Below are 24,351 nucleotides of genomic sequence, written 5' to 3' on the forward strand. Positions count from 1 at the left end.
GTGATAGGTGAGGAAATAATTATGATTGCTTGATCATGAATAAATTAGAAATGAAAGAACTCTATAATATTCGGGAGTCTCATTTTAGTTGAAAAAAATGAATTATCTTTATGTGTCAATATATTATTTATTTTTTATTGAAGTTTTTACAACGTTGTAGCAGAGAATTGTGTCTCTTCGTTTTTATGAGAATAATGTGATTTTTCATTCTATGGGCTTACTCTGAAAAGTTTAAATTTCATAGCTTTGAACATTTTTTTAGTTTTTCATAGAAAAACTGAATGGGATTATTATACAATTTATCTTTATAATAAAAGATGATGTTTGAAAGGTGTTTTTGTCATTCCAGAAAGGATGAAATAACTCTTTGTGGGCAGTTTTATCGTCGGATTTGAAAAAACTTTCAATAAATTACTTAGGACAAGGGGGAAGGACATGTATAAATTTTTCAAATTGATATAATTTTCTGTTCATGTTCTAATTGTAGCGTTTGTTTTTATGTAATTGACTTTTAATAAAAAAGCCGACTCATAGAAGATTTCATTAAATAAATCCTATAAAATAATTTCTTATTATTGTGGGAATTGTTGTTTTAATACTATGTCTGATAAAATGAATTTACCTTTTGATAAAGAACATATTGAGCCAATAGAATTACGTTCTGCTTTACAGGAACGTTATTTGGCTTATGCGCTTTCTACGATTATGCACCGTGCATTGCCTGATGTACGTGATGGATTGAAACCGGTCCACCGGCGGATTGTTCATGCGATGCGTCTTCTCAAACTAAATCCTGGACAGTCTTATGCGAAATGTGCGCGGATTGTTGGTGATGTCATGGGAAAATTTCATCCTCATGGAGATGCATCTATTTATGATGCTTTGGTGCGCTTGGCTCAAAGTTTTGCTGTTCGTTATCCGTTGGTTGATGGGCAAGGCAATTTTGGTAATATTGATGGTGATAATGCTGCTGCTATGCGTTATACAGAAGCACGCATGACTGAAGTGGCTGCATTGTTGCTTGAAGGAATTAATGAAAATGCTATTGATTTTCGTTTGACTTATAATGAGGAAGATGAAGAGCCTGTTGTTTTACCAGGAGCTTTCCCTAATCTTTTAGCAAATGGTTCTTCTGGTATTGCTGTTGGTATGGCAACATCTATTCCACCCCATAATGTTGCGGAGCTCTGTGATGCAGCACTCCATTTGATTGCGCATCCCGATGTAAATGATGAGGATTTAAATCAATTTGTGCTGGGACCAGACTTCCCAACCGGTGGTATTTTGGTTGAATCTAAAAAGAGTATTGAAGAATCTTACCGTATAGGTCGGGGTTTTTTTCGATTGCGTTCGCGTTGGTATCAAGAAACGGGCAGCCGTGGTTCTTACGTGATTGTTGTAACTGAAATTCCCTACCAAGTTCAAAAGTCACGCCTTATTGAAAAAACTGCGGAATTGTTGCTTGCACGTCGGTTGCCAATGCTTGAAGATATTCAAGATGAGTCAGCAGAAGATATCCGCATTGTGCTTGTTCCTAAAAATCGGTCGGTTGATCCGGAACTTCTTATGGAATCCCTTTTTAAATTGACTGACTTTGAAGTGAGATTTCCCCTCAATCTTAATGTTTTATCTTCTGGAAGGATACCTAATGTTCTTTCTTTGCGCGAGAGTTTACAGCAATGGCTTGAACATCGGAAAGAAGTGCTTATTCGTCGCTCTCATTATCGGCTTGATCAAATTGATAGCCGATTGGAAATTCTTCATGGATATCTTATTGCCTATTTAAATCTCGATGAGGTCATTCAGATTATTCGTGAAGAGGATGAACCTAAAAAGCAGCTGATCAGTCGTTTTGAATTAACAGAAAATCAAGCTGAAGCTATTCTTAATATGCGCTTGCGCTCTTTACGTAAGCTTGAGGAATTTGAAATTCGTAAAGAATTTGAAAGTTTGAAAGCTGAAAAAGAAAAGCTACAGAATTTGTTAGCTTCTCCTATAAAACAGTGGAAAATAATTTCAGAAGAAATCAAAAAGGTTCGAAACACTTTTGGTCCTGAAACCCTCTTAGGGAAAAGACGTACGACATTTGAAGAGGCACCAAGACATGATCTTGATGATATTCAACAAGCAATGATCGAAAAAGAACCGATTACTATTGTTATTTCTGAAAAGGGGTGGATGCGTGCTTTGAAGGGACACTTGAACGATTATAAAGCACTTTCTTTTAAAGAAGGAGACAGTTTAAAGTTAGCATTTCCAGCATTTACGACCGACAAGATTGTGCTGATCAGTACGGGTGGAAAGTTTTTTGCTATTGGTGCAAATAATTTACCTGGAGGGCGGGGACATGGTGAACCTATTCGTCTCTTAGTCGATATGGATGATGAGCACGATATTCTCACAGCTTTTGTGCATCACGCTGAGGAAAAATTGCTCTTGGTTTCATCTCACGGAAATGGCTTTATTGTTTCTTCTGCAGAAGTGATCGCCAATACACGAAAAGGAAAGCAAGTGATGAATGTGAAAGCTCCTGATAAGGTAAAGCTTTGTGTTCAAGTAAATGGTGATCATGTTGCTGTAGTTGGTGAAAACCGCAAAATGCTTATTTTTTCTATTGAACAAATACCAGAAATGAATCGCGGTAAGGGTGTTCGTTTACAACGTTACAGAGAGGGTGGTATTGTTGATGCCAAGACTTTTAATTTATCAGAAGGCTTAAGTTGGCAAGATACTGCTGATCGAATCTTTAATCGTCAAGCTGATGATCTCATTGAATGGATGGGAATGCGTGCGGGCGTCGGGCGTTTGGTTCCAAGAGGATTTCCAAAATCAGGAAAATTTATCAATTAAATGTATTTTATACACAGGAAAGTTCCGTATGATTTTATGATATGCAATATATTGATTTATAAGGATCATTTATGATTTTTTTATATTAAAAAGAAAGATCTAAAGTGTGAGTTTTTCTCTTATTTTTCTTCTGTTCAGGTTAAATCAATCAAAAATGTTTGCTTGCATGTCATAAGATGAGGGGAGATTGTGTGCATAAAAACTATTTCTTGTAAACCGTTTCAAATACAAGAGTTTTACAATAATAGGTCTATTTGTTCTTTGGTCAGTGATTATGTTTTTGAAAACCGAGAAATAGTATCATAATGCCGGTTTGTGTTCTTTATTAAGTAAAGATGCTGCTATTCAATGGCTTTTATACATTTTCACATTATACCATTTATGGGTGCTGTCGTGAAATGATTTGATATTTCGAGAGCTGTACTTTTAAACAAACAATATGAATGTTTAACATAAGAGTGTTCTATTGGGAGATGTTTTATTTTGTCTGATAGGTTTATCTTCTTATTGTTCAAGAGAGATGTTATTAATCTTTCGTAGTAATATTTATTCGTTAGGATTACTATGATATTGCCTAAAAAGATGACCACGTTCAGCCCATAAGACGAGAAGTATGGCAGTGAGACTCAGAAAGAAAAATCCTGCTGAGTTTGGGATGGTTGTTTCATCAAATTGTTGGGCAATAAAAAAGCTAAGTCCTGCACCGATAGATGTTTGAAGAAAGCCGGATACAGAAGATGCTGTTCCAGCAATTTCGCCTACAGATTCGAGAGCGAGTGTATTGAAATTGGCCATAATGCCACCACAGGTAAACATTAATATACAATATAACGTCATATAAAAAGGAAAAGGGATAACACCACCTGCTAAGATGGAGCCAATAAACCAAATGCATGAAGTGGCACAAAAGAGCAAAAGCATAGTATGAGCAATACGTCTCATCCCAAGACGTCCGACAAGTCGAGAATTCATGAATGATGAGAAAGCCTGAAATGCAGCACCGATGGCAAATGCGATAGGAAACCAAAAGCCTAAGTTATAAATTCCTTCATAGGTTTGTTGTGATGTATTAACAGCGATAAAAATGCACCCTAAAATGATAGAAGTTGCAAGTGTATAGCAAAGTGTTGTACGATTTGTCACAACAACCCATAAGTTGTGTTTAACTGAAGAAAAGGAAAGAGGGCGTTGTTCATGAAGTGTTTCAGGCAAGCGGAATTGAATCCAAATCATCAGCCCGAAACCAATCATTGCCATGAAAATAAAAATATATTGCCAATGTCCGAGCAGTAAAATGATCTGTCCTGTTGCGGGACCAACCATTGGTGCAACAAGAAAAACCATCATAACAATAGACATAACTTCTGCCATTTTTCGACCACTGTAGAGATCACGTACAACGGAAACTGTGAGCACGCGCATAGCAGCTCCTCCAATGCCTTGCAAGATACGCAAAATAAGTAAGAGAGAAAAATCAGTTACAAAGGCACAGCCAATCGCCGTAAATGAATAAAAAGCAAGCCCGAGAAGAATAAGTTTACGTCGTCCATACCGATCGCTTATAGGACCGAAAAATATTTGAGCAATACCATAGCTAATAAGATAACTCGAAATAATATAATGTTGATCATTTTCATTAAGAACATTTAAGCCGTCCAAAATATTGGGCATAGCTGGCAGCATAATATCAACAGCTATAGCGTTAATAGCCATGAGAGAAGCAATAAGAACAACAAATTCTTTATAGCCAATTTTGTTTCTAATCGCATCACTATGTGTTTGTTCATTGAGTGAATATGACATATGGCATCCTTGAAATAAAAATTTCGTCTGAAAACAGCTCTTTTTTAGAGTCTGAATAAAATGAAAGATACCTATGATTGATTATAAGGAATATTTTTTTCTTTCAAAAGTTCCTGTAACTCATTGTTTTGAAACATTTCTTTAACAATATCACAGCCTCCAACAAATTCACCTTTGACATAAAGCTGTGGAATTGTTGGCCAATTTGAGTAATCTTTGATCCCTTGACGCAATTCGTCAGAAGTTAAGATATTAATCCCTTTATAATTCAATCCTAAATAGTCAAGGATTTGAACAACTTGTCCTGAAAACCCGCATTGCGGAGCGTCAGGTGTTCCTTTCATGAATAAAATGACGTCGTTTGTTTTAATCTCGTTATCAATAAAATCATGAACAGTGGTCATTTTTATCCCTCGATATTTTGGATTTTTATAAGTGTGTAATTTATACTCGTACTGTTTTTAAATCGTATTGAGTGAATGAATGCAAGAAAAAATTTTAGATTATTTGGGGATATTTGTTTGCAACATTAAGGCGTGAAGATCAGTTCCCATATTGCCTTTAAGGGCATCATAGACCATTTTATGTTGTTGAACACGGGTTTTACCGCGAAAACTTTCAGAAATAACTTCTGCCGCATAATGTTCTCCATCTCCAGCAAGATCACGAATTGTTACAGTCGCATCGGGAATGCCTTCACGAATAAGCGTTTCAATTGCATGGGCACTCATCGCCATCATTATTCTCCTATGTTGTTCACTTTTTGTAAGAGCTGTTTAAAAACAACAATTTTTACTCTTCACCCATAAATTGTGGAAACCAATTTTCATAGGCTTTTGTGAGTTTGTCTATAGAAAGTTTTAGTATTCCATCTATATCAAGTGCATCACCTGCAACTTGACCTAGCTCTGTTAAAGAAACTGCACTTATTTGTGCGAGCTCTTTAAGGCTATTGAGTGCTTCAGGTTTGACGGCTAAAAGATAACGTCCTTGGTCTTCTCCAAAGAGTTCTGCATGTTCTGGTGATTGGTTGCTTAATTTTGCTTTGATCCCTTTACCTGCTTTAATGACCATTTCTGCAAGCGCAATCGCTAATCCTCCATCAGAAAGATCATGGGCGGCGTGAACAAAACCACGATGTATGACATCTCGAACAAATTGACCATGCTTTTTTTCAAGTTGTAAATCTACAGGGGGGGGGGCACCTGCATCAATATTTAAAATGTTACGTGCATAGATTGATTGTCCTAAATGGGAGCCGCAATTTCCTACTAAAACAAGAATATCTCCATTTTGCATACCACTTATTGTGACCATTTTAGACCAATCATTAAGAAGTCCTACACCAGCAATTGTGGGGGTTGGAAGAATGGCTTCCCCATTTGTTTCGTTGTAAAGAGAAACATTGCCTGAAACGATAGGGAAATCGAGGATTCTACAAGCTTCCCCGATTCCTTTAATAGCAAAAACCAGCTGTCCCATAATTTCAGTTTTTTCAGGGTTCCCAAAATTGAGATTATCTGTAGCAGCTAACGGTGTTGCACCTGTCGTACTAATGTTTCGCCAGCATTCTGCGACAGCTTGTTTCCCTCCCTCATAAGGGTCTGCTTCACAATAGCGAGGTGTTACATCAGAAGAAAAAGCAAGAGCACGTTTGCTATTGTTGCCTACACGGATAACGCCTGCATCACCTCCTGGGCGAATAAGGCTATTTCCTTGGATAAGGGTATCATATTGTTCATAAATCCATCGCCGTGAACTTTGATCAGCAGAATTCAATAAGGTCACAAGTGCATCACCAAGATTTTCAACTTTTTTGACGTCTTCTGCTTTTAAGGGTGTTTTTTTTGCCGGCTCACTCCAAGGACGGTCATAAACAGGTGCTTCATCACCAAGTTCTTTGATGGGAAGATTGACAACTTCTTCCCCTTGATGAAATACGCGGAAACGTAGATCATCGGTTGTTTTTCCAATAATGGAAAAATGGAGCCCCCACTTATGAAAAATTGCTGCTGCTTGCTTTTCTAACTCTGGTTTAAGAACCATGAGCATACGCTCTTGGCTTTCAGAAAGCATCATTTCATAGGCTGTCATGTTTTCTTCTCGAACAGGAACTGTATCGAGATTAAGCTGTATCCCTAAATTTCCTTTTGCCCCCATTTCAACGGCAGAAGAGGTGAGACCTGCTGCCCCCATATCTTGAATAGCAACCACAGCTCCAAGTTCCATGAGCTCTAAACATGCTTCAAGAAGACATTTTTCTGTAAAAGGATCACCGACTTGAACAGTTGGGCGTTTTTCACTGATTGAATCATCAAATTCAGCAGAAGCCATTGTTGCTCCACCGACACCATCACGTCCTGTTTTCGCACCAAGATAAACAACAGGGAGTCCGATGCCTTGTGCTTTAGAATAAAAAAGGGCGTTTGTCTTTGCAATACCGGCGACAAAAGCGTTAACGAGGATATTGCCATTATAACGTTCATCAAAATTGACTTCTCCACCAACTGTTGGAACACCAAAAGAATTGCTGTAACCACCTATTCCAGAAACAACACCAGAAACAAGATGGCGTGTTCGCGGATGATCAGGAGCGCCAAATCGCAATGCATTCATAGCGGCGACAGGACGGGCTCCCATTGTGAAGACATCACGCAAAATACCACCCACGCCTGTCGCTGCACCTTGATAAGGTTCAATATAAGAAGGATGGTTATGGCTTTCCATTTTAAAAACAACACATTCTCCTTCACCAATATCAACAACACCAGCATTTTCACCAGGCCCTTGAATGACACATTTTCCTTCTGTTGGAAGAGTTCTTAGCCATTTTTTAGAGGATTTATAGGAACAATGTTCATTCCACATTGCAGAAAAAATTCCTAGTTCAGTAAATGTTGGTTCTCTACCAATTAACGTCAAGATACGTTGATATTCATCCTCTTTTAGGCCGTGTTGTGCAATGAGCTCTGGTGTAATAGTGATGTTATCGCAAGGCTTCATGAGTATTTATCCGTTAAATTAACTGAAATTCAGCATTTTAGTTTCTATCTAGCAGCTATTATAAGCAATAATGTTGTTTAATAATAAAAATATTCATAGACCGTAAGCTGAAGATTTTGTTCGTTTGTTTGGTGGGATTTAAGACCAAAAACGATCTTAAATAATTATGTATTTAGAGCAATAATATCCATTGTTGTTTGTGAAGAATTTCGTTCATAGATTTACGATATGAGATATCGACCTTTGTTTTATAATTATGGAGCTCGAGGATTTTTGCGGCATCATCCCTTTACTAACTCTAAAGCACTTTGAAAAAGTAAACGACCGTCAATACCGCCATGGGCGGGTTCAATAAAGTTTTCAGGATGAGGCATCATACCAAGAATATTACCAGCTTTATTAACAATACCAGCAATATCTTTCATTGAGCCATTAGGATTTGTATTTTCTGCATAACGAAAAACAATTTGTTCATTATCTTCCATTTGTTTTAATGTTTCACTATCAACAAAATAATTCCCATCGTGATGGGCAACAGGACAACGAATAATTTGTCCTTTAGAATAATATCGAGAAAATTTTGTCTTGGCATTGACGACTTCAAGTTTGATTTCACGACAAACAAATTTTAAAGAAGCGTTACGCATTAAAGTACCGGGTAATAATCCCGCTTCCAACAAAATTTGAAATCCATTACAGATCCCTATTATTGTAGTCCCTTCTTGTGCTTTTTCACGAATGGCTTTTAAGATGGGAGTTCGCGCTCCAATTGCACCACATCTTAAGTAGTCGCCATAGGAAAAACCACCAGGAATAATAATAACATCTACATCTGGAATTGTTGTTTCTGTTTGCCAAATTTTTAGTGGCTCAACTCCCGTTATATGATGTAATGCTGCAACCATATCTCGATCACGATTTAATCCAGGAAGTTGAATGATGGCAGTTTTCATGAGTGTTTCACTTACAGAAGTTCGATTGTATAATTTTCAATGACAGTATTTGCGAGTAAATCTTCACACATTTGTTCAAGTTTTCTCTTTGCGGTTTCAGAAGGTAGATCATCAAGAACAATATCAAAAACCTTTCCTTGACGAATGGATTGAATGCCTTCGAAAGCCAAACTTTTTAAAGCACCGACAATTGCTTCTCCTTGTGGATCAAGAACGCTTTCTCTTAAAGTAACTGTAATGCGTGCTTTCATTATTTTACTTCCTGCTTTTTAAAAGAACCTCTCATTTGAAGAGGAGTATTTGTAGAAGATGATGTTATTTTATCTTGTGTTTACTTTACGAGAACGGGACCACTTGGTCGTATTGGTTCATTTTCATTCATAATACCAAGACGTTTGGCGACTTCTTGATAGGCATTAATAAGCCCACCCATATCACGACGAAAACGGTCTTTATCCATTTTTTCGTGTGTTTGCATATCCCATAGTCGTGCAGAATCAGGAGAGATTTCATCAGCAAGAACAATGCGCATTGTTTCATCTTCCCATAGACGACCAAATTCCATTTTAAAATCAATTAATTGTATGTTAACACCGGCAAAAAGCCCAGAAAGAAAATCATTAATACGAATTGAAAGTTGCATGATATCTTCTATCTCTTGTGGGACAGCCCACCCAAAAGCCGTGATATGTTCTTCTGTCACCATGGGATCATCGAGAGAATCATTTTTATAGTAGAACTCAATGATGGATTGTGGAAGCGGGGTTCCTTCTTCCAGACCTAAACGCTTAGCAAGAGAGCCGGCCGCAACATTGCGAACAACAACTTCCAACGGAATGATTTCCACTGCTTTAATAAGCTGTTCGCGCATGTTTATGCGTTTGATAAAATGTGTTGGGATGCCTAAACGTCCAAGGTGGCTAAAGATATGTTCCGAAATTCGGTTGTTTAAAACGCCCTTTCCGTCGATAATTTCATGTTTTTTTGCATTAAAGGCTGTTGCATCATCTTTAAAAAATTGAATATAAGTTCCTGGTTCAGGTCCTTCATATAAAATTTTAGCCTTGCCTTCATAAATACGGTGGCGACGATTCATTATGTTTCTCTATTTATCTTGATGATTCTCTATTTATTTTGAGAGGTTTTTAATAACATTGACAATTGATACTATCCTAATTGATAGAAATTCTCAATGATATTGCTATAATACTTTATATAATTTTTGTCATGACACGTTTACCCAATGGTGGAAAATAGGCAATTAGAAAGAGGACTACTTCTTTTGGATCAAATTTTTGCAAGAAAGTGAGAGAGGACCATCAGCCCTTCAGGCCAAGGTCCGTGTCCAGATTCTGCATTAATATGGCCAGAATACCCAGCATCAACAAAGAGTGATCCCCAATCATTGGCAATTTCTTCTGCTACTGAAAATTGACAAAACTCATCGTTACGGCTGGCTATGACAAGAGAAGGAAAAGGCAACTTTTGGCGATAATAAGGGCCAAATGTCATTAAATGTTTGGGGCGTATTTTCTCATTGGCTACATCAGGAGGGGCAACAAAGAAAGCGCCACAAATTTTTTCTGCATTTTGTATAGTTGCCTGAAGAGCAGTAGGAACGCCTAATGAATGCGCAATAAGCATAACAGGCCTTTGAGCTTTTGCGATGGCGGTTTTAACTTTGTTAACCCACTCTTCACAAACAGGCTTTGACCAATGGAGTTGTTCAATGCGGCGGGCTGTCGACAATTTTTTTTCCCAGCGTGTTTGCCAATGATCTGGACCAGATCCTTTGTAGCCAGGAACAATAAGAATATCGAGTTGATTTGCTTTCATGAATTGTTTTCTTTGTTACAACAGATTTTTGATCATAGGTGGAATGGAGTTTGGTTCTTTCTATGTCGCTTTATTGTTCTTCAAAAACACGTTTAAAAATCGTATTGATATGCTTGGTGTGGTAAGAAAGATCAAATTTTTCGCGAAGTTCTTCTTCACTTAAAGCTTTGGTAACATCTTTGTCGTTGAGGAGTTCTTCTAAAAAGTCTTTTCCTTGTTCCCAAACTTTCATCGCATTTCGTTGTACAATCCGATAAGAATCTTCACGACTAATCCCTGCTTGTGTGAGGGCTAAAAGAACCCGTTGTGAGTGAACAAGACCGCGGAATTTATTGAGATTTTTTTGCATATTTTCTGGATAGATAATGAGATTTTCAATGACAGATGTGAGGCGAGAAAGAGCAAAATCAAGTGTAATTGTCGCATCTGGAGCAATATAACGCTCAACAGATGAATGGGAAATGTCACGTTCATGCCAAAGCGCTACATTTTCCATGGCAGGGAGTGCAAATGCACGTACCATACGGGCTAATCCAGTTAAATTTTCTGTTAAAACTGGATTACGCTTATGAGGCATTGCCGATGAACCTTTTTGCCCAGGTGAGAAATGTTCCTCTGCTTCAAGAACTTCTGTTCGTTGTAAATGGCGTATTTCTATTGCTAGCCTTTCAATAGAGGAAGCAATAACACCAAATGTTGCAAAAAACATAGCATGACGATCTCTTGGTATTACTTGGGTGGAAACCGGTTCCGCACGCATCTTCAAGGCTTTTGCTACATGTTCTTCAACGCGTGGATCGATATTTGCAAAAGTTCCTACAGCTCCTGAAATCGCGCAAGTAGAAATTTCTTCTCGTGCAGCAAGAAGACGTTTGCGACAACGGGAAAATTCAGCGTATGCAAGAGCAAACTTGATTCCAAATGTTGTCGGTTCAGCATGAATGCCATGACTCCGCCCAATGGTGATTGTCTCTTTATGCTCAAAAGCACGTCTTTTTAATGCTTCAAGAAGTTGATCTATATCCTCTAGCAAAATATCACTCGCACGCATCAATTGAATGTTCAGCGTTGTATCGAGAACATCAGATGATGTCATGCCTTGGTGGATAAAACGTGCTTCTGGTCCAATGAATTCAGCTAGGTGGGTTAGAAATGCGATAACATCATGTTTGGTAATTGCTTCAATTTCATCAATGCGATTGACATCAAATTTAGCTGCTGCCCCTTTTTCCCAAATGACTTTGGCGGCTTCTTTCGGAATAATCCCTAAGTGAGCAAGGGCATCACAGGCATGGGCTTCAATTTCAAACCAAATACGATATTTTGTTTCGGGAGACCAAATTGTTACCATTGCAGGGCGGGAATAACGTGCGATCATCATTTTTTTCCTTGTTGTGAGAGGATTGCGGCTTGGCGCAATGCACTAATACGTGTTTTGTAAAGCTCTTTATTTCCATCTTTATAAATTGAAGAGCCTGCGACAAATACATTTGCACCAGCTTTTGCAGCTATCCCAATTGTATCAACGGTGATACCACCATCAACTTCAAGATCAATAGGGCGGTTTGCAATCATGTTTTTAACGCGCTTAATTTTGTCTTTTATTTCTGGAATAAAACTTTGTCCACCAAAACCGGGATTGACCGTCATGATGAGAATGAGATCTAATTGATCAAGCAAATATTCAAGTACATGTTCAGGGGTGCTTGGATTGAGTGCTATTCCTGCTTTTTTCCCCATTTTTTTGATTGTTTGTAATGAACGATGAAGATGTGGACCTGCTTCAGCATGAATGGTTATAATATCTGAACCAGCTTTTGCAAAAGCTTCTAAATAAGGATCTACTGGTGCGATCATCAGGTGGACATCAAATATTGCTTTTGTTAATGGGCGTAAAGCTTTGACAATTTCAGGACCAAAGGTGATGTTAGGAACAAAGTGCCCATCCATAATATCAAGATGAAGCCAATCTGCACCAGCATCAACAACATCTAACATTTCTTGTCCAAGTTTAGAAAAATCAGAAGCCAAGAGAGAAGGCGAAATGAGATGAGAATGGGGCATTAAAATCTCCTTAGATTGGCAGTTTTTATCATGTCGCCTGTGTATACACAAATAACTTTTATGTTATGACGGAAAAGAAAAAATATGTATTATAGATCTTTTTATGAAAAGATCGCTTGAAATTTAAAAGCTTTATAAGTGAAAGATATGTCGAATCATAAAACATATTTAATGCCTAAACTTCAACATAATATTACGGTTTCTTCGCAAGAATATCGAGATGCTATGAGTCTTTTTGCAGGAGCTGTGCATATTGTGACAACAAATGGCATTAAGGGAAAGCGCGGGGTAACTGTTTCGGCGTGTTGTTCTTTATCTGATGATCCTCCGACCCTTCTTGTTTGTCTTATGCGCCATAATCTGAAGAATCAGGTGTTTATGGAGAATGGGAATTTTTGTGTTAATAGCTTGGCAGGAAAACATCGTTCATTAGCGGATATTTTTTCCAGGCGTTGTAATTCTTCACAAAATGAGTCTACTCAAAATGAGCATTTTGATGTTGCACAATGGGGAACTCTGCAAACAGGGGCGCCTAGTCTTTCAGATGCTTTAGCATCGTTTGATTGTCGTTTGATTTGTTGGCACGAGCATGCAACCCATTGTGTTTTGATTGGTGAGGTTGTTGCAATCAACTGTAATCAAGAAAAAGATGCTTTGATGTATTTGAAACGTGAATATCACACTTTGCCTTTATAAAGATTTTATTTTTTTGCATTGATGAAATGATTTATTGTTGCTTCATTTAGACTTTAAACAATGAGAGAGTAGGGGAGGGATGGCTCTGATATCTGATATTAGATTTCCTTCTTTTTAAAGTTTTTCAATAAGCGAGAAAAATGATTCTGGATGAGATTTGATCAAGAATCCAATCTACATAAAAAAGCGATTGAACCTAAACAGTGCATTTAGACCTATTCGTCGATTGTTATGAAAAAACATTTTACTCTTGTGTTGATGGGTATTGCACAATATATAGACCGCACATAGCATATGTGGAGGTTTTTTATTACATGAGCGAAGAGATTGATGGTCAATATCGCCCTAGTGAAGATGAGCCTTTTATGAATGAGCGGCAAAAGGCGTATTTTCGTGCTAAATTGGTTTCTTGGAAGAATGATATATTAAAAGAAGCTCGTGAGACTTTGGAAAATTTGCAGGAAGAGAATGTTGGTCAACCCGATTTGACTGATCGGGCTTCTTGTGAAACTGATCGTACAATCGAATTACGTGCTCGTGATCGTCAGAGGAAACTTATTTCAAAAATAGATGCTGCTTTAGAGCGCATTGATAATGGGACATATGGTTTTTGTGAAGAAACCGGCGAGCCCATTAGTATAAAGCGTCTTGAGGCTCGGCCGATAGCCGTTTTGTCATTGGAAGCGCAAGAACGTCACGAACGACGAGAAAGAGTTTATCGCGATGATTAAGGTCATTGAGATGATAAACAAATAAAATTCGTGGTGATGAAATTGTATATTTTTATTTTTGAGGGGTAGGAATGAATAAAGATGGTTCTTGCCGCCCCTCAATTTCGGCGGTGATGGCTGAATCTTTTACCCCTTGATTCGTAAAAGGAGAGGGACTTTTATCCGATACATCGTTTCTTTCTGGAGGGGCGGAATTTAGATGTGTGTCTGTTTCTCTTTTTTGTATTTTTGATGTACCAGTAATATCGGATTCTACAACCACATCTGTTAATCCGCCAATAAGGAGCAAATGTTCTTTATTATCGCAACGGACTAAAACAAGGCGGCGTGCTCGATCTATAGAAATTACTTCACATAATGCTAATCGTGATAGACTTTTTTTTCTATTAATGCTGTATCTTCCTGTACTTAAGCGACGTAAAAACACGATAATTACGGTAATAGCTGCGATTGTTATTATAAAAAGCAAAAAGCTTATCGTTATGTTTGCAGCAGATACACCTATCTGCTCTGATAACCAGATATACATAGATTTTCTCCCATTTTGGATGGAAATATTATTTTTTATTGAGATAAATTTATAAACATACCCTCAAAAGATTCACTTATAATGTAAGAAATAAACTTTTGAATATTAAGCGAGCTTATCTTAGATAATATCATAGTATATACTTTATAACAACATAACAACGAATATAAAGGAAGTTTGTGACATAAGAAATAGCTATAAGCTAAGGCAAAGAGAGATGGATAAAGATTTTCAGAATAATGAAAGATCAGCGTCTTCGTTTCACCGGAGAGTTGTGATTTTTGGTATTGTTTTTGTATTAGGTTTTCTTTTCATTGTGGGTATTTTAGGTTTTTTTTATCCACAAAACTATTTGCAACAGGCAATATCAATATCTTTTTTGATTCTAGCAATGATCGGTGTTGCAACACTCGTTTTGTGTGGAATGGGAATTTTAAGATATCATGTGTGGTCGCATGAAGATTTTGATTTTAGCATCTTTAATAGGAGCGATGATGCAATTGTAATCTCTGATCTTTCTGGTTTTGTTTATTATTCTAATCACAACTATCGAAAAATTCTGACCTATAAGCCTGAAGTGTCTTGTTATAGGGTTATTGCAGATCTGCCAGGAGCTGGTGCACTCTCGTACCGCTTAAAGGTTGCAGCCTGTAATAATCTTGCAGCGCAAGAGGAATTAAGAGTAGAACAGCCAATTTTTACCGATTCTACATTAAAAAAATCTGTTTGGTATAATATTTCCATTCAACCTATCACAAAACAGAAAAAAAAGCTTTTATTTTGGCGTATTACTGATATTTCGCACTTACAACAAACGCGAGAAGTTTTTTTCTCGAACCTTCAAGAGGCTATCAATCACTTGGATCAAGCTTCTATTGGTTTTGTATCCGTTAATAGACAAGGAACTATTCTTTATGCCAATGCGACTTTTGCAGAATGGTTTTCAATTGATTTAGCGAATTTCTCAATTGGTCAATATAATTTTGATTCGTTATTTGATAGCGTTGGCGCTAAGAGCTCATGGAGTGATATCTGTTTACAAACCAACAGATATCAAAGTTCAGGTTACTCTTTACCCTATAGGTTTTCGTTATGTTTAAATTCACACACGACTTGTGAGAAAATATTCCATTGTCTTATATCTGTTTCTTCTCTCTTAGAAGAGGAAGCCATTTATCGTGTTGTGATCATTCCACAACAAATACAAAAAGAAGAGGATGATCAATTAAAATTACCCAGTATATTAGAAGAATATTTTGATGCGAGTCCTTTTGCAATAGCCGTGGTGGATCATGCAGGGCAATTGGTTCATATGAATAAAGCTTTTTCATCACTCACGGGATGTATGGACAAAGCTGTCAATTTTTATGATGTTATTTCTCGTCGTGATTGTGTGCAGTTAGAGCGTTCTTTTCAGAGAATTGCGACAAATAAAAATTATTTTGTTTCTCTAGAAACTGTTTTAGAAAAAAATGAAGAATGCCATTTACGGCTCCATATTATGTCTGTACCGCCCTATCATGGTGATGCATTGCAAGATTTGCTTATTATCTCTGTCATTGAAACAACCGAACAAAAAACACTTGAAGATAAAATGATGCAAAATCAGAAGATGCAAGCTGTAGGACAATTGGCTGGCGGCATTGCTCATGATTTTAATAATGTTTTAACAGCAATTTTAATGTCGTGTGATCTTCTTTTAAATACGCATCGTAGTTCTGATCCTGCTCATGCTGATCTGATCAATATTAAAAATAATGCTAATCGTGCAGCGGCTCTTGTACAACAATTATTAGCTTTTTCTAGAAAGCAAACACTTCGACCTGAAGAAGTTGATTTTACTGAATTTTTATCAGATATCCGCAATCTTATTTTACCACTTTTGGGGAATAATATTCAGTTAAAAATTATCCATGGAAGAGATTTGTGGAGCGTTGAAGTTGATCAAGCATCTTTTCAGCGTGTTATTATGAATTTGGTTATTAATGCGCGTGATGCTATGTTCGATGGAGGTGTTGTTACGATTGCGACAAACAATATTACAAAGCAACAAAGTGCTGAATTTAATCATCTTGGATTAGCAATTGGCGAGTATGTGCAATTGACTATTTCAGATACAGGGGCTGGTATATCTGCTGCTATACAAGAAAAAATGTTTGAGCCATTTTTTACAACAAAAGAAGTTGGAAAAGGAACCGGACTTGGTTTATCAATGGTTTATGGAATTATCAAGCAGAGCGGTGGGTACATTTATTGTGAAAGTAAAGAAGGTGAAGGAGCAACATTTCATATTTTTCTTCCCCGTTATATCCCTAATATAAAAGGAGAAATTTCTCAAAAGATTGAAAAAGATGAAGAGAAAGATAAAAATATAGACTTAACAGGATCTGCGACCGTTTTATTGGTTGAAGATGAAGATGCGGTTAGAATGGGGGGGGTAAGAGCTCTTAAAATGAGAGGATATACGGTTTTAGAGGCTGCAAGTGGGGTGGAAGCACTCTCTATTCTTGAGGAACAAAAAGGAGATGTTGATATTATTGTTTCCGATGTGGTGATGCCAGAAATGGATGGGCCCACTTTATTGAAGGAAGTTCGTAAAAACTATCCTGATATCAAATTTCTTTTCGTTTCTGGATATGCAAAAGATGCTTTTTCTAAAAATCTTCCACAAGATGCTGTTTTTGGTTTTTTGTCTAAACCTTTTACACTCAAACAGTTAGCTGTAACAGTTAAAGAAACACTTTCGTCATGATACAAAAATTTAATGCCATAGAAAAATTGCGTGTTTTAAGATTTTTTAGGTGAAATACAAGAGTATTTTGATAAATAGAGCTCATAATAATGTTAGAAAATTAAATAAAGAAGAACCATTTAGAAATTCAATTAAAATTCAAAAAAATCACATATTCTGTGCAAAAAAATTATGAAGAGATGGACTCTATTATGTCAACATTTCATAGAGATTTTTAATTGTAGATACTGAGCAAAAACTATGTGTAAAGCATTGAAATATGCTGATTAATAGATTGTTGATACTCAAAAAGATAAAAGCTGTTGTTGCGTATCGACTATTTTGCTCTTTCCTTCAATAAATGCTTTTAAAGCTTCAGGGTAGAGTTTATGCTCTACTTTAAGAACTCTTTGTGCTAAGCACTCAGCAGTATCATGAGGATAGACTGGAACGGCTGCTTGGGCAAGAATTTTTCCTGCATCCATGTCTTCTGTAACAAGATGAACAGTGCAACCCGTGATTTTTACACCTGCTTGTAAAGCTTTTTCATGTGTGTTTAAGCCTTTAAATGAAGGTAAAAGAGAAGGATGAATGTTTAAAATTCGTCCTTCATAAAGTTTTACAAAACGTGGTGAGATAAGGCGCATATACCCCGCAAAGCAGAGAAAATCTGGTTTATATTGATCTAAAATCGTAAAAATATCTTCTTCATGCTCTTCTTTTGTTTTGTAAATTTTGCGCTCAACAATATGAATGGGTAAGTTGTGGTTTTGCGCTTTTTCAATACCGTTTGCACGCGGATTATCGCAAATAACAGCAACAATTTCAGCAGGATATCCTTTTTGTTGACTTGCTTGAGCAAGGGCGACCATATTGGATCCATTACCAGAAATAAAAACGACGATTTTTTTTTTCATAAATGCAGTACCCCTTTATAAAGTATTCCTTTATTTTGATCTTGTCGTTTTGTTAAAATGCCAAGTGGAGTCACCTTCTCTCCTTTTTTTTCAAGAGCTTGCGTAATTGTTTCAGCCGCATGCTGTGCTACGATAATGATCATTCCAATACCACAATTGAATGTTCTTAACATTTCTGTTTTTTCTATTTTACCTTGTTTGGCAATCCATGAAAAGACGGAGGGAACATTGATGGTAGAAAGATTAATTTCAGCGCAGAGAGAAGATGGAATAACCCGTGGAATATTTTCAGGAAAGCCTCCACCCGTAATATGAGCAAGAGCTTTGATTCCTTCATATTTTCGCATGATGGGAAGAAGCGATTTTACATAAATGCGTGTTGGTGTAAGAAGTGCTATACCAAGGCTGTTTTCAGGGGAAAAAGGGGCAGGGTCATTCCATTTGAGATAATTTTGTTGGATGATTCGTCGAACAAGCGAAAAGCCATTGGAATGAATTCCAGAGGCGCTTAGACCTAATATAATATCACCTTCTGTCAAATCTTTTGAAGGGAGTATCTTGCTGCGTTCGCATGCTCCTACAGCAAAACCGGCTAGATCATAATCTCCCTCTGCATACATTCCTGGCATTTCTGCAGTTTCTCCTCCAATAAGAGCAGCACCGGCTTGTTTACATCCTTCTGCAATACCAGAAACAATCGCAGCACCTTGTTCTGGGTCAAGCTTTCCAGTTGCAAAATAATCCAGAAAAAAAAGAGGTTCAGCCCCCTGTACGAGTAAATCATTGACACACATAGCTACAAGATCAATACCTACAGTGTTATGGTGATCTACTTCAATGGCAATTTTTAATTTTGTTCCCACACCATCATTGGCTGCGACTAGGATAGGATCTGTAAAGCCAGCTGCTTTTAAATCAAAAAGGCCACCAAACCCGCCAATTTCTGCATCTGCTCCGGCTCGTTTTGTCGCGCGTATAAAGGGTTTAATTTTTTCTACCATAGCATTACCCATATCGATGTTTACACCGGCTTTTGCGTAGGTAAGACCAGCTTTGGATTTATCCCCAGCCTTGGATTTATTATTTGTAAGATCTTGATTGCTCATTGGAGCCTTCCTTTAATGGAAAATCAGTTTTTGATGTTATGCAATGCCATGATAGAGTTTCCTCTGCAAGAGATATTGATAAGAAAATAAGCAACTTTTCTTGTACCTTATTTTGAAAATGCTTATAATTTTTTGTGAAGAAATTTTTTTTAGGATATTTTATGAACAAGATATCAGATAACCACGGAAAGTCTTCTTGGCAACTTATGAGAAAAAAAGTGAATGAGAATACATCCCATGACCGTTATAAAACTTATATGCCAGCATATACTCAATTACCGTTGCCGAATAATATGAAAAGACAAATCTTTTTTTGGCTTGGTACGCTGATTTTTTTCATTCTTTTTATGTTTGTTTTTGGATCAATTTTGCTTCCTTTTGTGGCTGGGATTGTGTTGGCTTATTTTCTCAATCCCATTGTTCAATTACTTGAAAAATTTGGTATTCGTCGTGTGTTTGGGACTGTCCTTATTACTTTATTTATTGTTATTACCTTTGTTGCTGCTTTAGTTATTTTGATTCCTGTTATTAGTTGGCAAATACAGCAATTTATGAGTGATGGTTTACCTGTTTATATTAATCGTATTCAGACCTTTTTTGTTGAGCATGATTTTGATTGGATAAGGCGCTATTTTGGAAGTGATCCAAATGAATTACGGAATAATATTAAAGGATTTTTGGGAGAAGGTTCGGATTTTATTACGTCTCTTTTGAATTCACTTTTAAAGTCAGGAAAATCTATCGTTAATATCGTTAGCCTATTGGTTGTGGCGCCTGTTGTGGCATTTTATATGTTGTTAGATTGGCCACGGATGGTGAAAGCAATTGATTCGTTAATACCGCGTGATCATCTTGAAACTGTTCGGAGTATTTTTCATGAAATGGATAGAGCTATAGCAGGCTTTGTTCGTGGACAAGGAACAGTTTGTCTCATATTGGGAGGCTATTATGCTATTGGTTTAACGATTGCAGGACTCAATTTTAGTCTTTTGATTGGTATGTTTATTGGTCTTATTAGCTTTGTTCCTTATATTGGCACAATGAGTGGTTTGGTCCTTTCTGTTGGTATTGCATGGGTCCAGTTTTATCCCAATAATTGGGGAGGAATCATTGTTGTGATGACACTTTTTTTAATTGGTCAATTTATTGAAGGTTATATTCTTCAACCCAAGCTTGTAGGTTCATCAGTGGGATTACATCCTGTATGGTTGATGTTTTCACTTTTTGCTTTTTCTTCACTCTTTGGTTTTACTGGTATGCTTGTTGCTGTTCCTGCGGCAGCGGCTGTTGGCGTTTTAGTTCGTTTTGCTCTTCATACTTATCTGAGTTCTCAGATGTATTCGCGAAGCGGAAATTCGGAGCCGCTAAAATGAATGGGCGTGAAACGCAATTATCTTTAAATTTTCCTCATAATCCAATTTTTCAATTTGATGATTTAGTAGTAACGGAAAGCAATCGTATGGCTTTTCAGCTTATTGATCACTGGCCTAATTGGAGCTTACCTATTGCAGTTTTGGTTGGCAAAGAAGGATCTGGAAAAACGCACTTTTCTAATATATGGCTCCAAAAAGCAGATGCTTTCAGGATTCAGCACAATGAAATTGATCAGGCTATTACTATGGCTTCTTTAGGCAGATCATTTTTAATAGAGGATATTGATGCAGGTGAAATCAATGAGACAGAACTTTTTCATTTAATTAACAGTATTAAGCAAGCAAATCTTGATGCACGACAAGCTACTTTATTGATGACGGCACGAACACTTCCTTCCGCTTGGAATTTAATGTTAAATGATCTAAAAAGTCGTCTTAATTCGGTGATGTTCGTTGAAATTAATCAGCCTGATGATGCATTGTTAACAGCTGTTGCATTTAAGCTTTTTTCCGATAGGCAACTTATTGTACATCCAGATACGGTTTATTATCTTGTAAGTCGTTGTGAACGTTCTTTATTTTCATTGAAGCGTGTTATTGATTCTGTTGATCAGTTGGCATTACAAAGAAAAAGAAAAATAACACGTGCTGTTATTGCTGAAGTTTTAAATAGAAGAAATCCGTAAATACTCCTTATCATGGCTTACTTATTCTGTCCTTCTATTATCGTTTCAATATGTGGAAGACAAGTCATTTAAATTTTCTTCTTTTTGGATATCTATATAAGAGTAAAAAATAGTATTTTTTACTCTTATCGTGTGTTTATTTTAAATAGCTTTGAGATTTTATTGTATGATGTTGAATTCTTACCATTTTCGCATTTGAAAATTTTTCTAAAAAGAGCGCTTTATTTTATTTATAATAAAACCTTTGTGCTTTGAAAAAATGTTTGTTGTTTATGGATTTGGATTGTAGAAGATTCTAGAATTTTTAATAAAAGTGTCCTTGGAAAGATAGAAAAAGAGGGGAAAAAAGCTTAATACAGCTGAATTTTTTGGCTTATGTTCTCTTTGGGAAAGTTTTTCTATGATATTTAAGTCATTTTTTTCTAAAATTGTATCTGTGGAATGTGTTTTGATACAATGAGAGCTTGCTTAAAGCAGGATAAAAATTATGAAGTCCTTATAGAGAAATTCATTCTTTTTTATATAGATTGGATTTTTACGGAGGTTGTTTTCTACTATTTGTCAATAAATTTGTTATTGAGTAGGGAAAAAAATTAAAAAATGTGCTTTTTTGTAAAGAAATGCAACAAAATTAAAAAAAAGTGTGTTTTTCTCTTGCACTTCTGTTGTGAAAATTTTAGGAAATGTGCATCAAGTAAATGTAAATGGCGGAGCGTAGCGCAGCCTGGTAGCGCACCTGATTTGGGATCAGGGGGTCGTAGGTTCGAATCCTATCGCTCCGACCATATTTGATTGAGTGTGTGAGAATGACCCAATTGGGTACGTGTGGTGAAAAACTATCATCCAAGCGTTGTGTAATCTGAAGGAAAAAGGCATGATCGCACGTATTTATAGTCCTGCTAAGACAGCTATGCAGTCAGGTAAGGGGAATACAGGTTTTTGGATTCTAGAGTATGAGCCAATGAAAGCAAAAATGCTTGAACCTCTTATGGGCTACACAGCAACGTCTGATATGAATAATCAGGTAAGGATTCGATTTAATAGGAAGGAAGAAGCGATTGCTTTTGCGCGTAAGAATGCTATCTCTTACCGTGTAGAAAAGAAACATACATCGATTCGACGCGCTATTTCTTATTCTGATAATTTTCGCAGTGATCGGCAGCATTCTTGGACACATTGAATTAAAGATGCTATTTTGAATTGAGAAAATAATCAGTTGGGTCCCGTAGCTCAGCTGGATAGAGCAACGGCCTTCTAAGCCGTGGGTCACAGGTTCGAATCCTGTCGGGATCACCATGTTTAAATGATATTAATAGGCTGTAAAAAGTTAGAGAGTTTTCCTTTTATTCTATTAGCTTATTTTTCTGTATACTCCCGAACCTTTTTAATGTTTTTTGGTTTATTTTGTTGCTAAACGTTTTCTGTTGACTGTTTTAGTATAAAATGATGCTGTTTTCTCTTTTTTCAGTAAAAATTGCTTTCGATTGCTGAAACTATAGCATTGCATTTTCTTACTGCGTGTTGCTACTACATTACATGCTTTAGGAAACAGATTGCAAAAATTTTTTTACGAGATTCTTTTCATCTTTCTGAAAATGAATATTTTATTTCTTAGATTAGATTTAAGCATTGCAGCTAATGCTGGTGAAATTGCAAAAAAACATCTATTGTAATTTTTTTATTTTTTGTGAATAATATTATTACGTTTTTCAGCATGTTTATATAATTTATTACCTAATACCAGTTCCTCTTATGACGTATAAGAGAGAAGACGGTTTTGATTGATTCAATATAAATAGGTTTGAAATGAGAAAACATTACGATATTCGGATTTCTCATTCAACGAGGCTGTTATTACGTTTGTGATACTTTTAGATGGCTTCCTCCAAGAGGCGCTATCAGAACGTAAAAAATATTAAAAACACTCCGTAAAGCATGCCCTTTGTAGAGGCATGTTGCAAAATCTTATTTCCGAATCTTTATTTATGCATCCCGTACCTTGAAAGAATACGATAACTCAATAATTTATTTATACTATAAAGTTGAATGGTGGGCGTGACAGGCAAATAAAAAGCAAGTAAAATAAAATAGTTATATCTAATATGGGGGAATAGGTGAATCTTGATTCTATTGAGTTTTTTTGCCTCTATCCCTCATCTTTTTGAAGCTTTTTTATCGCCTCTATAGCTAACCTTTTACGGTCTGCGCTCTTTGTGTAAAGAGATGCCATAGCATCATTTGTCCAGCCAAAAATTGCTTTGAGTTGTGATACTGTTGCACCAGAGTTAGCTGCGCGTGTTGCTGCTAATTTTCTTAAGCCATGTGCTGATTTTTTGATTCCCGCTACGTTACAAGCCTCACGAAAAAGGTTGCCAAAACTTTCTTTAACGAGTTTTTTACCTTCTTTACCACAAATGAATGTTTCTTCTCCAATAGGACCAGTTTCAAGTGTTTTTGCTAGTTCCGGTAAAATAGGAAGAAAAACATCTGTTTGGAATTTACTTTTCTCTGTTTTAAGATGAATGATATTATTCTTTACATCTTTCCAGCCAATGCGGACCGCATCACCACGACGCAAACCCGTATATAAAAGAACATCAATCCAAACGCGTTCATGGGTACCACGGGACCATCTTTGATAATATTTCTCAACATCTTCTTCTGTCCAAACAGCAAACCCATCTTTGTTGTGAAGGGCTGGTCTTTTAACACCTAAGGCTGGATTATTTTCTAAAAGACCTTGGTCAATCGCCCAATTAAAAAGACCATTAAGGGCTTTCAGAAAATTTCTAGCCATTGCTGGTGTTTCTTTACGCCGTTCAACACCGGCTATGATATGTTTCTTTTCAATTGCTTGGTATGGAATGTTTCCTATGGTATCACATACCTTCATAAGAATGAGTTCTTTTTGTTTTTTTGTAGTATTAGAGTAGCTATGCCAATTAGAGCTGTTAAAGTATTGTTTAAGCAGCCATGCAAATGAACCTTCAACAAGTTTACCAGTTTTTGATTTAGGAAGTATAAGCCCTTGTAACTCGGCAAGTGCGCTTTTGTAGTTATCAACAAACTCTTG

At 36.6% G+C, this 24,351-nt stretch carries 21 protein-coding genes and 2 tRNA genes; 9 read left to right on the forward strand and 14 right to left on the reverse strand.

Annotated elements, in window-relative coordinates; translation table 11 throughout:
- Nucleotides 1-600 precede the first annotated feature (600 nt).
- The gene (gene parC, locus ACFILW_RS03245; RefSeq protein WP_375685168.1) at nt 601-2,850 is read left to right on the forward strand and encodes a DNA topoisomerase IV subunit A; all 2,250 of its coding nucleotides are present in this window, start codon (nt 601-603) and stop codon (nt 2,848-2,850) included.
- A 546-nt stretch (nt 2,851-3,396) separates the two neighbouring features.
- On the opposite strand, the gene ACFILW_RS03250 is transcribed toward parC, so the two are convergent.
- The 10 genes from ACFILW_RS03250 to rpe form a co-directional block, all read right to left on the reverse strand.
- Entirely contained in the window at nt 3,397-4,653 is a 1,257-nt protein-coding gene (locus ACFILW_RS03250) for a multidrug effflux MFS transporter (protein WP_375622407.1), read from the reverse strand.
- A gap of 71 nt (nt 4,654-4,724) precedes the next feature.
- A complete protein-coding gene (gene grxD / locus ACFILW_RS03255; protein ID WP_375622408.1) occupies nt 4,725-5,057 on the reverse strand; it encodes a Grx4 family monothiol glutaredoxin in 333 nt (110 codons plus the stop codon).
- Between the two features lie 99 nt (nt 5,058-5,156).
- A complete protein-coding gene (locus ACFILW_RS03260; RefSeq protein ID WP_375622409.1) occupies nt 5,157-5,390 on the reverse strand; it encodes a BolA/IbaG family iron-sulfur metabolism protein in 234 nt (77 codons plus the stop codon).
- A 55-nt stretch (nt 5,391-5,445) separates the two neighbouring features.
- Nucleotides 5,446-7,656 (reverse strand): phosphoribosylformylglycinamidine synthase subunit PurL, encoded by a 2,211-nt coding sequence (gene purL, locus ACFILW_RS03265; RefSeq protein WP_375685169.1) that lies wholly within the window; start codon nt 7,654-7,656, stop codon nt 5,446-5,448.
- Nucleotides 7,657-7,937: 281 nt separating this feature from the next.
- Entirely contained in the window at nt 7,938-8,609 is a 672-nt protein-coding gene (gene purQ / locus ACFILW_RS03270; RefSeq protein WP_375622411.1) for a phosphoribosylformylglycinamidine synthase subunit PurQ, read from the reverse strand.
- A gap of 11 nt (nt 8,610-8,620) precedes the next feature.
- On the reverse strand, nt 8,621-8,860 hold the full coding sequence (gene purS, locus ACFILW_RS03275; RefSeq protein ID WP_375685170.1) for a phosphoribosylformylglycinamidine synthase subunit PurS: 240 nt from the start codon (nt 8,858-8,860) through the stop codon (nt 8,621-8,623).
- A gap of 80 nt (nt 8,861-8,940) precedes the next feature.
- Nucleotides 8,941-9,705 carry a phosphoribosylaminoimidazolesuccinocarboxamide synthase gene (gene purC / locus ACFILW_RS03280; protein ID WP_375622413.1) on the reverse strand — a complete coding sequence of 255 codons (765 nt, stop codon included), beginning with the start codon at nt 9,703-9,705 and terminating at the stop codon, nt 8,941-8,943.
- 191 nt (nt 9,706-9,896) lie between these two features.
- Nucleotides 9,897-10,445 (reverse strand): RBBP9/YdeN family alpha/beta hydrolase, encoded by a 549-nt coding sequence (locus ACFILW_RS03285; RefSeq protein ID WP_375622414.1) that lies wholly within the window; start codon nt 10,443-10,445, stop codon nt 9,897-9,899.
- Nucleotides 10,446-10,515: 70 nt separating this feature from the next.
- Nucleotides 10,516-11,823: an adenylosuccinate lyase gene (purB, locus tag ACFILW_RS03290; RefSeq protein WP_375685174.1), complete on the reverse strand. Its 1,308-nt coding sequence runs from the start codon at nt 11,821-11,823 to the stop codon at nt 10,516-10,518.
- Nucleotides 11,823-12,509, reverse strand: a complete 687-nt coding sequence (gene rpe / locus ACFILW_RS03295; protein WP_375622415.1) for a ribulose-phosphate 3-epimerase — start codon at nt 12,507-12,509, stop codon at nt 11,823-11,825. Before rpe ends, purB begins: the two co-directional genes overlap by 1 nt.
- 147 nt (nt 12,510-12,656) lie before the next feature.
- On the opposite strand from rpe, the gene ACFILW_RS03300 reads away from it, so the two are divergent.
- Both ACFILW_RS03300 and dksA read left to right on the forward strand, forming a co-directional pair.
- Nucleotides 12,657-13,205, forward strand: a complete 549-nt coding sequence (locus ACFILW_RS03300; RefSeq protein WP_375622416.1) for a flavin reductase — start codon at nt 12,657-12,659, stop codon at nt 13,203-13,205.
- Nucleotides 13,206-13,519: 314 nt separating this feature from the next.
- Nucleotides 13,520-13,936 carry an RNA polymerase-binding protein DksA gene (gene dksA, locus ACFILW_RS03305; protein ID WP_015856486.1) on the forward strand — a complete coding sequence of 139 codons (417 nt, stop codon included), beginning with the start codon at nt 13,520-13,522 and terminating at the stop codon, nt 13,934-13,936.
- Between the two features lie 52 nt (nt 13,937-13,988).
- On the opposite strand, the gene ACFILW_RS03310 is transcribed toward dksA, so the two are convergent.
- A complete protein-coding gene (locus ACFILW_RS03310; RefSeq protein WP_375622417.1) occupies nt 13,989-14,465 on the reverse strand; it encodes a hypothetical protein in 477 nt (158 codons plus the stop codon).
- Nucleotides 14,466-14,682: 217 nt separating this feature from the next.
- On the opposite strand from ACFILW_RS03310, the gene ACFILW_RS03315 reads away from it, so the two are divergent.
- Nucleotides 14,683-17,217, forward strand: a complete 2,535-nt coding sequence (locus tag ACFILW_RS03315; protein WP_375685171.1) for a response regulator — start codon at nt 14,683-14,685, stop codon at nt 17,215-17,217.
- A gap of 284 nt (nt 17,218-17,501) precedes the next feature.
- On the opposite strand, the gene purN is transcribed toward ACFILW_RS03315, so the two are convergent.
- Nucleotides 17,502-18,113 carry a phosphoribosylglycinamide formyltransferase gene (gene purN / locus ACFILW_RS03320; protein WP_375622419.1) on the reverse strand — a complete coding sequence of 204 codons (612 nt, stop codon included), beginning with the start codon at nt 18,111-18,113 and terminating at the stop codon, nt 17,502-17,504.
- Complete coding sequence (gene purM / locus ACFILW_RS03325) at nt 18,110-19,219, reverse strand: phosphoribosylformylglycinamidine cyclo-ligase (RefSeq protein ID WP_375622420.1); 1,110 nt, start codon at nt 19,217-19,219, stop codon at nt 18,110-18,112. The genes purN and purM overlap by 4 nt, the downstream gene beginning before the upstream one ends.
- Before the next feature lie 161 nt (nt 19,220-19,380).
- Here purM and ACFILW_RS03330 point away from each other — a divergent pair, with 161 nt between their 5' ends.
- From ACFILW_RS03330 to ACFILW_RS03350, 5 genes are all read left to right on the forward strand, one after another.
- Entirely contained in the window at nt 19,381-20,592 is a 1,212-nt protein-coding gene (locus ACFILW_RS03330; protein WP_375622421.1) for an AI-2E family transporter, read from the forward strand.
- Complete coding sequence (hdaA, locus tag ACFILW_RS03335; protein ID WP_375622422.1) at nt 20,589-21,278, forward strand: DnaA regulatory inactivator HdaA; 690 nt, start codon at nt 20,589-20,591, stop codon at nt 21,276-21,278. The genes ACFILW_RS03330 and hdaA overlap by 4 nt, the downstream gene beginning before the upstream one ends.
- Nucleotides 21,279-21,986: 708 nt before the next feature.
- Nucleotides 21,987-22,063 (forward strand) — tRNA-Pro (locus tag ACFILW_RS03340).
- A gap of 89 nt (nt 22,064-22,152) precedes the next feature.
- Nucleotides 22,153-22,458: an ETC complex I subunit gene (locus tag ACFILW_RS03345; protein ID WP_375617799.1), complete on the forward strand. Its 306-nt coding sequence runs from the start codon at nt 22,153-22,155 to the stop codon at nt 22,456-22,458.
- A 39-nt stretch (nt 22,459-22,497) separates the two neighbouring features.
- Nucleotides 22,498-22,574: transfer RNA gene (locus ACFILW_RS03350), tRNA-Arg, on the forward strand.
- Nucleotides 22,575-23,424: 850 nt separating this feature from the next.
- Here ACFILW_RS03350 and ACFILW_RS03355 read toward each other — a convergent pair.
- On the reverse strand, nt 23,425-24,351 hold a 927-nt coding region (locus tag ACFILW_RS03355), incomplete at its 5' end, for a tyrosine-type recombinase/integrase (protein ID WP_375685172.1).

Source organism: Bartonella sp. TT110JLCBS, assembly GCF_042193405.1.
Taxonomy (GTDB): domain Bacteria; phylum Pseudomonadota; class Alphaproteobacteria; order Rhizobiales; family Rhizobiaceae; genus Bartonella.

Excerpts from the sequence above, each read along its gene's own strand:
- parC (WP_375685168.1), top strand. The coding sequence starts at position 601 with ATGTCTGATAAAATGAATTTACCTTTTGATAAAGAACATATTGAGCCA.
- ACFILW_RS03250 (WP_375622407.1), bottom strand. The coding sequence starts at position 4,653 with ATGTCATATTCACTCAATGAACAAACACATAGTGATGCGATTAGAAAC.
- grxD (WP_375622408.1), bottom strand. The coding sequence starts at position 5,057 with ATGACCACTGTTCATGATTTTATTGATAACGAGATTAAAACAAACGAC.
- ACFILW_RS03260 (WP_375622409.1), bottom strand. The coding sequence starts at position 5,390 with ATGGCGATGAGTGCCCATGCAATTGAAACGCTTATTCGTGAAGGCATT.
- purL (WP_375685169.1), bottom strand. The coding sequence starts at position 7,656 with ATGAAGCCTTGCGATAACATCACTATTACACCAGAGCTCATTGCACAA.
- purQ (WP_375622411.1), bottom strand. The coding sequence starts at position 8,609 with ATGAAAACTGCCATCATTCAACTTCCTGGATTAAATCGTGATCGAGAT.
- purS (WP_375685170.1), bottom strand. The coding sequence starts at position 8,860 with ATGAAAGCACGCATTACAGTTACTTTAAGAGAAAGCGTTCTTGATCCA.
- purC (WP_375622413.1), bottom strand. The coding sequence starts at position 9,705 with ATGAATCGTCGCCACCGTATTTATGAAGGCAAGGCTAAAATTTTATAT.
- ACFILW_RS03285 (WP_375622414.1), bottom strand. The coding sequence starts at position 10,445 with ATGAAAGCAAATCAACTCGATATTCTTATTGTTCCTGGCTACAAAGGA.
- purB (WP_375685174.1), bottom strand. The coding sequence starts at position 11,823 with ATGATCGCACGTTATTCCCGCCCTGCAATGGTAACAATTTGGTCTCCC.
- rpe (WP_375622415.1), bottom strand. The coding sequence starts at position 12,509 with ATGCCCCATTCTCATCTCATTTCGCCTTCTCTCTTGGCTTCTGATTTT.
- ACFILW_RS03300 (WP_375622416.1), top strand. The coding sequence starts at position 12,657 with ATGTCGAATCATAAAACATATTTAATGCCTAAACTTCAACATAATATT.
- dksA (WP_015856486.1), top strand. The coding sequence starts at position 13,520 with ATGAGCGAAGAGATTGATGGTCAATATCGCCCTAGTGAAGATGAGCCT.
- ACFILW_RS03310 (WP_375622417.1), bottom strand. The coding sequence starts at position 14,465 with ATGTATATCTGGTTATCAGAGCAGATAGGTGTATCTGCTGCAAACATA.
- ACFILW_RS03315 (WP_375685171.1), top strand. The coding sequence starts at position 14,683 with ATGGATAAAGATTTTCAGAATAATGAAAGATCAGCGTCTTCGTTTCAC.
- purN (WP_375622419.1), bottom strand. The coding sequence starts at position 18,113 with ATGAAAAAAAAAATCGTCGTTTTTATTTCTGGTAATGGATCCAATATG.
- purM (WP_375622420.1), bottom strand. The coding sequence starts at position 19,219 with ATGAGCAATCAAGATCTTACAAATAATAAATCCAAGGCTGGGGATAAA.
- ACFILW_RS03330 (WP_375622421.1), top strand. The coding sequence starts at position 19,381 with ATGAACAAGATATCAGATAACCACGGAAAGTCTTCTTGGCAACTTATG.
- hdaA (WP_375622422.1), top strand. The coding sequence starts at position 20,589 with ATGAATGGGCGTGAAACGCAATTATCTTTAAATTTTCCTCATAATCCA.
- ACFILW_RS03345 (WP_375617799.1), top strand. The coding sequence starts at position 22,153 with ATGATCGCACGTATTTATAGTCCTGCTAAGACAGCTATGCAGTCAGGT.